The following is a 6,704-nucleotide window of genomic DNA, read 5'->3' as shown; positions in this document are numbered from 1 at the left end:
CGACCATGTTTTCCGCGCTTTCCTCGTAAAGCTCAAAGAATATCTTGCCTCTGGGCATGAGTGAAAATTTAACCAACAGACCTACTCCTATATTTAATGACATTGGGAAAAAGGTAGCCTAGGCCGGACTTTAACCGAGGGGGGTTAAAAGATGTTAAACAGAGAGCGAGAAATATTTTTCCCATGGTCTCTTTGAAGGTATGTTATCTAAACTGGGCCATCTATGTCAAGTATAAAATGACTGCGAATGAGCGAGATTTACGCTAATCGAAATGATTTGAATTTATTTTCGTCTTGAAATCTCTTGTTTGTTGACTGTAGATAAATGTATACAATAAATATATATTATAGACGTAAATATATAAAACTTATTGACAAATTATCCTCTATTTGTATACAATTACCGTGAAATGGCCGTGCATAGTCGAATTGAAAAGAGAGATGTTCCCGTCCGGAAAAGAGTTTACGAGAACCTTAAGGCGGCGATTCTTTCCGGCCACCTCGGTCCTAACGAAAGGTTAACCGAAGAACACCTTGCGGAAACCCTGGGAGCAAGCCGTACCCCCGTTCGAGAGGCACTCTCTAAACTCGAGACTGAAGGCCTGATTCGCCCTCTGGAAACGAGAGGGTTTATCGTCTCCGGAGATTCGAAAGAAGAAATGGAAGAGCTCTTTGAACTCCGCGCCATTCTGGAAGGATATGCACTGAGAATCACCTCGGAAAGAATCAACGAGGATAGCCTTCAGCAGTTGGGCACCTTTATTGACAAAGCGCAGGCGGCGCTGGAAGCAGGCCGGATGGGCGATGTTTTCAAATGGAACACCCGCTTTCACGACCACCTTCACGAGCTCGTCTCCGATACGTTGCGCCTCTACCGAATGATCGTTGATATGAGAAAACAGGTGCTGCGGCACCGTAAAGAAACCCTGCAGTCAATTGAGGGTGCGCAGAGAACGCTGGATGGTCACCAGAAGATACTGCTGGCTCTGCAATTGAAGGACCCTGAACTGTGTGAGAAGACGATGCGTGAGCACATCAGACTGGCTAAAGAGGATGCCCTGCTGGCTCTTCTGAGAGAGTATAAACAATAAGAGGAGGTCCGGTCTTGGAGAAGCACATTGAAGTACATATGGACAAATGCACTGGCTGTAAACTGTGCGAACTGGCCTGTTCCGCAGTAAAAGCAGGTGCTTTCAACCCCAGAGATTCAAGAATCAAGGTATCCCTGGTCGGAATACCCGAGATTCCCGTGCCGATAATCCTCGATAACTGTGATTACTGCTTTGGCAATCCGGCCTGCATCCAGTTCTGCTTACCCAAGGCAATCGAGTGGAAGGAAATGGAGACCAAACCGGAACGACCGAAGGTTTCCGAGGCAAAGAAGATTGCCGAAGAATGGTTAAAATCGGTGAGTAAGTAGGTAACAGGAAGTGGCCAAAGTTAAGGTCAAAAGTTTCTCAGTTATCAGAGACGTGCTCGGTTCTGATGTTGTTGAAATAGAGGTAAACAAACCGGAAACGGTTGGTGGGCTTTTCGATGAACTGGTACGCCAGTATGGCCAGCCTTTTAAAAATAAAATCTGGGACCCGAATACCGGTCAGATGGCACCGTTCCTTATCAAATTGAATGATGCTATTATCAGTTCCACATCTGATATCGACCATAAAATCCAAAGCGGCGATGAAGTCGCCATCATCTTTCCAATAGGAGGAGGTTAATCATGGCAAAAAGCTTTCCACACGGCGGGTATATGGGACAGCTACTTAGAGTCAATCTCAGCAATAAGGGTATTTCCAAGGAAGACCTCAGGGAAGACCTGGCAAGGGACTTCGTTGGAGGCGTCGGGTTATCGGCCAGAATGCTGTATGAAGAAATTCCGCCCAAAATCGACCCCCTGGGGTCGGAAAACAAGCTGGTCATGATGACCGGCCCGGTAAACGGCACGATGATTCCAGCGGCTTCGCGCTCCTCGTTCTGTGCCAAGTCACCATATACAAAATCGTTTTTCCACAGCATATTCGGCGGCTTTCTGGGCCCGGAGCTCAAGTTCGCCGGCTACGATGGCCTTATCCTTGAAGGGAAGGCAGACAAACCAGTATATATCTGGATTGACGATGACAAGGTTGAAATAAGAGATGCCAGCCACCTCTGGGGCAAAGACCCGTTTACGACACAGGATATTTTAAGGAAGGAAATTGGCGATGAGGAGATACACATCGCTACCATCGGGCTGGCCGGTGAGGAGAAAGCGCCTTACGCCATGATTCTCTGTGACATTAGGGCGGCCGGTCGCGGTGGGCTGGGGGCGGTGATGGGCTCGAAAAACCTCAAGGCAATCGCCGTCCGGGGCACAGGAAGCGTCACGGTTCCCAATATGCTCAGGGTCTATAACACGGCCGTCAGAATCAATGAGCTCTTCGCCACCACTCCGGCGGTACAGGGCCTTTCCGGGTACGGCACACCACGTAATGTGGCCGCCATGAACGAAGGCGGTATCCTGCCCACCCGAAACTGGCAGACCGAGACTTTCAAAGGGATGAAGAATATCACCGGTGAGGTGATGAGAGAGCAGGTGGTCAAGGGCGACCGCGCCTGCTTCGCCTGTTCCATTAACTGCACCAAGTACAGCGTCGTGCCAAAGGGCCCGTACCAGTCGGTCATCAACGGTGCCGACTACGAAACGATTTACGCTTTCGGCAGCATCTGCGAGGTTGACAACATCGAGGTGCTCTGCAAGGCGGACGAGCTCTGCGACTACTATGGTATCGACCTCATTTCCACCGGGTTGTGCATTGGCTGGGCTATGGAATGCTACGAAAAAGGAATCTTCACCAAAAAAGACACCGATGGAATTGATTTACGGTTCGGCAACGCCGATGGCATGCTCGAGATGATTGAAAAAATTGGTAAACGAGAGGGCCTGGGAGAACTGCTGGCCAAGGGAACAAGGGACGCCGCGAAAATCGTCGGCAAGGGCACCAGCCACTTTGCTATTCAGAATAAGGGACTGGAATTTCCTGGCCATACCTGCCGCCCCTTCCCCGCCGCCGCCGTCGGTTATGCCACCGGCCCAAGAGGCGGCAGCCACCATGACATCAGGCCCACTGCCGAAAAAAGCGGGCTGGTCGACCGCAAGATTATTGAAGGAAAGGGAGGCGTAGCGGCAGAGGTCAATCACTGGCTTATCCTCTGCGACTCCATGCTGGTATGCCATCTGGGCGAGCCTGTCTGGGGTCCGCTCAGGATAAGCGATAGCACCATCAATGCTCTCAATTCGGTGACAGGATGGGAACTTGACTACGAAGGGGCCAGAAAGATTGCGGAACGACAGTGGAACATTATCCGCTGCTTTTCGGCAAGAGAGGGGTTTACCCGCGAAGACGACCAGCTTCCCGCCCGGTTTATGGAAGAGCCGGTACCGGAAGGACCGATGCAGGGAAGCTACATCCCCAAGGAGACCCTCGAACGGTTGAAAGACGATTACTATACTTACCGGGGCTGGGACTTGAAGACCGGCAACCCGACGAAGCAAAAGCTGGTCGAACTGGGGCTGGACTTCGCTGCGGAGGATATCGACAAGGGAAGTTAGTTCCGCCGGTTACACTGGAGAACCAGTCATATTAATAGCTCGGCACGAATTCGTGCCGAGCTTTTTTATCATCTTATGATATTAAGAGGGGGAATTAGCCGTCTTCTACTCCCAGGTCCTTAATGTAATCAACCGCATCCTGAATGGTGACTATCTTTTCCGCATCCTCGTCCGGTATCTCGATTTTCTTCGCCGGAGTGCTGAATTCCTCTTCCAGTGACATTATCAGCTCTACCAGGTCCAGAGAATCGGCTCCCAATTCTTCAACGAAGCTCGCTGCAGGTTTTACGTTTTCTTCTTCAACACCAAGTTGTTCCACAACCATGGGTTTTATTCGCTCAAAAATTGTCGCCACGTTTTACCCCCTTTCCGGAAACCTTTCATCTTTTAGCGAGCGCACTGATTGAACCCAATACGCCATTGACAAACTTTGATGAATTTTCACCGCCGAACTTTTTAGCCAGTTCAACAGCTTCATTGATAGCTACCTTAACTATTACTCTATTATCAAATAAAATTTCAGAGATTGCAAGTCGGAGAATATTCCGGTCAATAACCGCTATCTGGCCTATGGGCCAGGCCGGCGCAAACCGCTGAATGTTATGGTCTACTTCCTCGCGGTGTTGTACTGTCTGGCTCACCAGCTGGCGAACAAAGGCTTTGTTATCCTCGGACAGGTCTTCCTCAGCCAGAAGTCGGCCCAATACCTCTTCCACCTCGTGCCGCGTGGTATCGACCTCATATAGCGTCTGCAGGGCAATGGCCCTTGCTCTCCGTCTTGACCCGGTCATAGAAAGCTCCCGAACTCAATCAAATATTATATCACGTACAACCGTACCTTCTCCACCTTGACACCCGAAGGCGATACTTGCTACACTTCCCTTTGTTCCCTTTACACTATCATTAATTTTAACCAGCATAAAAGGTCATTTCGGTGAAAAAAGTTGGCATTTTCTACCATCCATTAGTTAAAGCCACCCGAACCAAGGCAAAAGAGCTGCAGGATTTCCTAACCTCCCGCGGCATCACCGCCTGGCTGTGCTCCGCCTGGGAAGGCGAAACGGCCGGAGCACAGCTTGACGATACCGACCTGGTTTTAAGCGTTGGCGGCGACGGTACCATTCTGCGGTCGGCACAGGCAATAGTGCCACGAATGACGCCGATTATCGGCATAAACCTGGGTAAATTGGGATTTATGACCGAACTCAGCGCCGATGAGGCCGTGGACAAATTACCTCTCCTGTTATCTGGAGAAGGATGGATTGATGAAAGAGCCATGCTTCAGGCCGAGTTTCCTGCCGATGGTCAAAAGACAAGCACCTGTCACGCCCTGAATGACGTGGTGGTGGCGAGGGGTGCCATTGCCCGTCTGGTTAGCGTGGCAGCCAGCATCGACGGAAAGCACCTCACCGACTATAAAGCTGACGGAGTGATAATAGCGACGGCTACGGGCAGCACCGGTTACTCCCTAGCCGCAGGTGGGCCCATCCTGTACCCGCAATCAAAGGATTTTATACTGGTACCCATCCTGCCCCACCTTAGTCCAGCCTATCCACTGGTATTGCCCGCAGGAACAGTAGCCCGGTTAAATGTTACGGCACCGCAGCAGGCAACGCTCAGCGTTGACGGACATATCAATGTGCCCCTCTCTGATGGAGCGGCAATCACAGTAAAACAGAGTCCGCATCGGACACGGTTCCTGCGGATACACCCCGAGGATACCTTCTATCGCTCGCTGGAGCAAAAACTGAAAGGAAAGCGGTGAATTGAGCACGGCAGAAAGAGCCAGAATCCAGGATGTCCCTCAAATCCATCGGTTGATTAACTCCTTCGCCGATAGAGACGAAATGCTGCCCCGTTCCTTGAGCGAGATTTACGAAAACATCCGTGATTATTTCGTTTACCGCCAGGGCGAGCGCTTGGTCGCCTGTGCGGCACTGCACGTCATCTGGTCCGACCTGGCTGAAATCAGGGCCGTCGCCGTGGTCAAGGAATATCAAAAAAAGGGCATTGGTACCATGCTCGTTGAAACCTGCCTGAAGGAAGCGGAGTCGCTGGATATTCCCACCGTTTTTTGCCTCACCTACCAGCCCGCCTTCTTCGAGAAGTTCGGCCTGAGCCAGATAGATAAGATGGAGATGCCGCGCAAGGTCTGGACTGAATGCTTCCGCTGCCCCAAATTCCCCGACTGCGGTGAGGTAGCACTTATCCGTTATTTATAAATGAAAGGTTGCAGTCCAGTGGAAGAGACTTTATCCAGCCAGTTGATTTACGATGGGCGAGTGGTAAAACTCAGGGTGGACTCTGTCCAACTGAGCAACGGACGGCAGACAACCCGGGAGATTGTGGAACACAGCGACTGCATTGCCGTCGTGGTCATTGATGAGAACAACAATGTGCTGCTGGTAAAGCAGTTCCGCAAACCGGTGGAGAAAGAACTGCTGGAGATACCGGCCGGCGGTATTGACCCGGGTGAAGACTCCGAAGAAGCGGTCAGCCGCGAGCTGCGGGAAGAAATCGGCTACATGCCCCGGAAGGTACAGAGGCTTGGTGGTTTCTATTCGGCGCCCGGCTACAGCAGTGAGTACCTGTACCTGTACCTTGCCACCGACCTGGTCCCGAGCCAGTTAATCGCCGAAGACACCGAGGAAATCAACGTCGTCCGGGTTCCAATCGAGGAAATACCCGACCTGATAGCTTCCGGACGCATCTGCGATGCCAAGAGCATCGCCGGATTGCTTACCTACCTGGAATACCTCAGGAAAAAAGCTGACTAGCACAGCCGGTCCGACAGCCTTCTCCCACCGAGGAGGTGCATGTGGAGGTGGGGGACCACCTGACCTCCATCCTCGCCGCTGCCAACAACAAGCCGGTAGCCCTTCTCGGCAACGTTTTCCTGCCTGGCGAGCTGGTTGGCCACTCTGGCCATATGCCCTATAATCGATGTTTCGTCGTCACTCAGCTCGGCCAGAGAGGTGATATGACGCTTCGGTATTATCAGCACGTGGGTGGGTGCCAGAGGATTTATATCCCTGAAAGCCATCACCTCATCGTCCTGGTACAGCGTATCGCTGGGAAGCTCGCCGTCCACAATCCTACAGAAAACGCATTCCAT

At 51.5% G+C, this 6,704-nt stretch carries 10 protein-coding genes; 7 read left to right on the top strand and 3 right to left on the bottom strand.

Annotated elements, in window-relative coordinates:
* Positions 1 to 416 precede the first annotated feature (416 nt).
* From KKD83_05135 to KKD83_05120, 4 genes are read left to right on the top strand one after another with little or no spacing between them, the layout of a single operon-like run.
* The gene (locus tag KKD83_05135) at positions 417 to 1,091 is read left to right on the top strand and encodes a GntR family transcriptional regulator (GenBank protein MBU2535534.1); all 675 of its coding nucleotides are present in this window, start codon (positions 417 to 419) and stop codon (positions 1,089 to 1,091) included.
* Between the two features lie 14 nt (positions 1,092 to 1,105).
* A complete protein-coding gene (locus KKD83_05130) occupies positions 1,106 to 1,420 on the top strand; it encodes a hypothetical protein (protein ID MBU2535533.1) in 315 nt (104 codons plus the stop codon).
* 10 nt (positions 1,421 to 1,430) lie between these two features.
* A complete protein-coding gene (locus KKD83_05125) occupies positions 1,431 to 1,718 on the top strand; it encodes a MoaD/ThiS family protein (protein MBU2535532.1) in 288 nt (95 codons plus the stop codon).
* Positions 1,719 to 1,720: 2 nt separating this feature from the next.
* The gene (locus KKD83_05120) at positions 1,721 to 3,589 is read left to right on the top strand and encodes an aldehyde ferredoxin oxidoreductase family protein (GenBank protein MBU2535531.1); all 1,869 of its coding nucleotides are present in this window, start codon (positions 1,721 to 1,723) and stop codon (positions 3,587 to 3,589) included.
* Between the two features lie 94 nt (positions 3,590 to 3,683).
* Here the strand turns inward: KKD83_05120 and acpP are convergent, their stop codons facing one another.
* Both acpP and nusB read right to left on the bottom strand, forming a co-directional pair.
* Entirely contained in the window at positions 3,684 to 3,944 is a 261-nt protein-coding gene (gene acpP / locus KKD83_05115) for an acyl carrier protein (GenBank protein ID MBU2535530.1), read from the bottom strand.
* Positions 3,945 to 3,969: 25 nt separating this feature from the next.
* Positions 3,970 to 4,380 carry a transcription antitermination factor NusB gene (nusB, locus tag KKD83_05110; protein ID MBU2535529.1) on the bottom strand — a complete coding sequence of 137 codons (411 nt, stop codon included), beginning with the start codon at positions 4,378 to 4,380 and terminating at the stop codon, positions 3,970 to 3,972.
* 137 nt (positions 4,381 to 4,517) lie between these two features.
* Between nusB and KKD83_05105 the strand changes: the two genes are divergently transcribed.
* The 3 genes from KKD83_05105 to KKD83_05095 are packed head-to-tail and all read left to right on the top strand — an operon-like array spanning position 4,518 to position 6,366.
* A complete protein-coding gene (locus KKD83_05105) occupies positions 4,518 to 5,354 on the top strand; it encodes an NAD(+)/NADH kinase (GenBank protein MBU2535528.1) in 837 nt (278 codons plus the stop codon).
* A gap of 1 nt (position 5,355) precedes the next feature.
* Positions 5,356 to 5,811, top strand: a complete 456-nt coding sequence (locus KKD83_05100; protein MBU2535527.1) for an N-acetyltransferase — start codon at positions 5,356 to 5,358, stop codon at positions 5,809 to 5,811.
* Positions 5,812 to 5,829: 18 nt separating this feature from the next.
* Positions 5,830 to 6,366 carry an NUDIX hydrolase gene (locus tag KKD83_05095; GenBank protein MBU2535526.1) on the top strand — a complete coding sequence of 179 codons (537 nt, stop codon included), beginning with the start codon at positions 5,830 to 5,832 and terminating at the stop codon, positions 6,364 to 6,366.
* On the opposite strand, the gene KKD83_05090 is transcribed toward KKD83_05095, so the two are convergent.
* Positions 6,363 to 6,704, bottom strand: coding sequence for a histidine triad nucleotide-binding protein (locus tag KKD83_05090; GenBank protein MBU2535525.1), 342 nt, complete (start codon positions 6,702 to 6,704; stop codon positions 6,363 to 6,365). The genes KKD83_05095 and KKD83_05090 overlap by 4 nt on opposite strands.

It is taken from the genome of Chloroflexota bacterium, assembly GCA_018829775.1.
Classification (GTDB): Bacteria; Chloroflexota; Dehalococcoidia; order Dehalococcoidales; family RBG-16-60-22; genus E44-bin89.
Note: the sequence above shows the minus strand (reverse complement) of the source record. Positions and strands in the feature narration are given on the sequence as shown.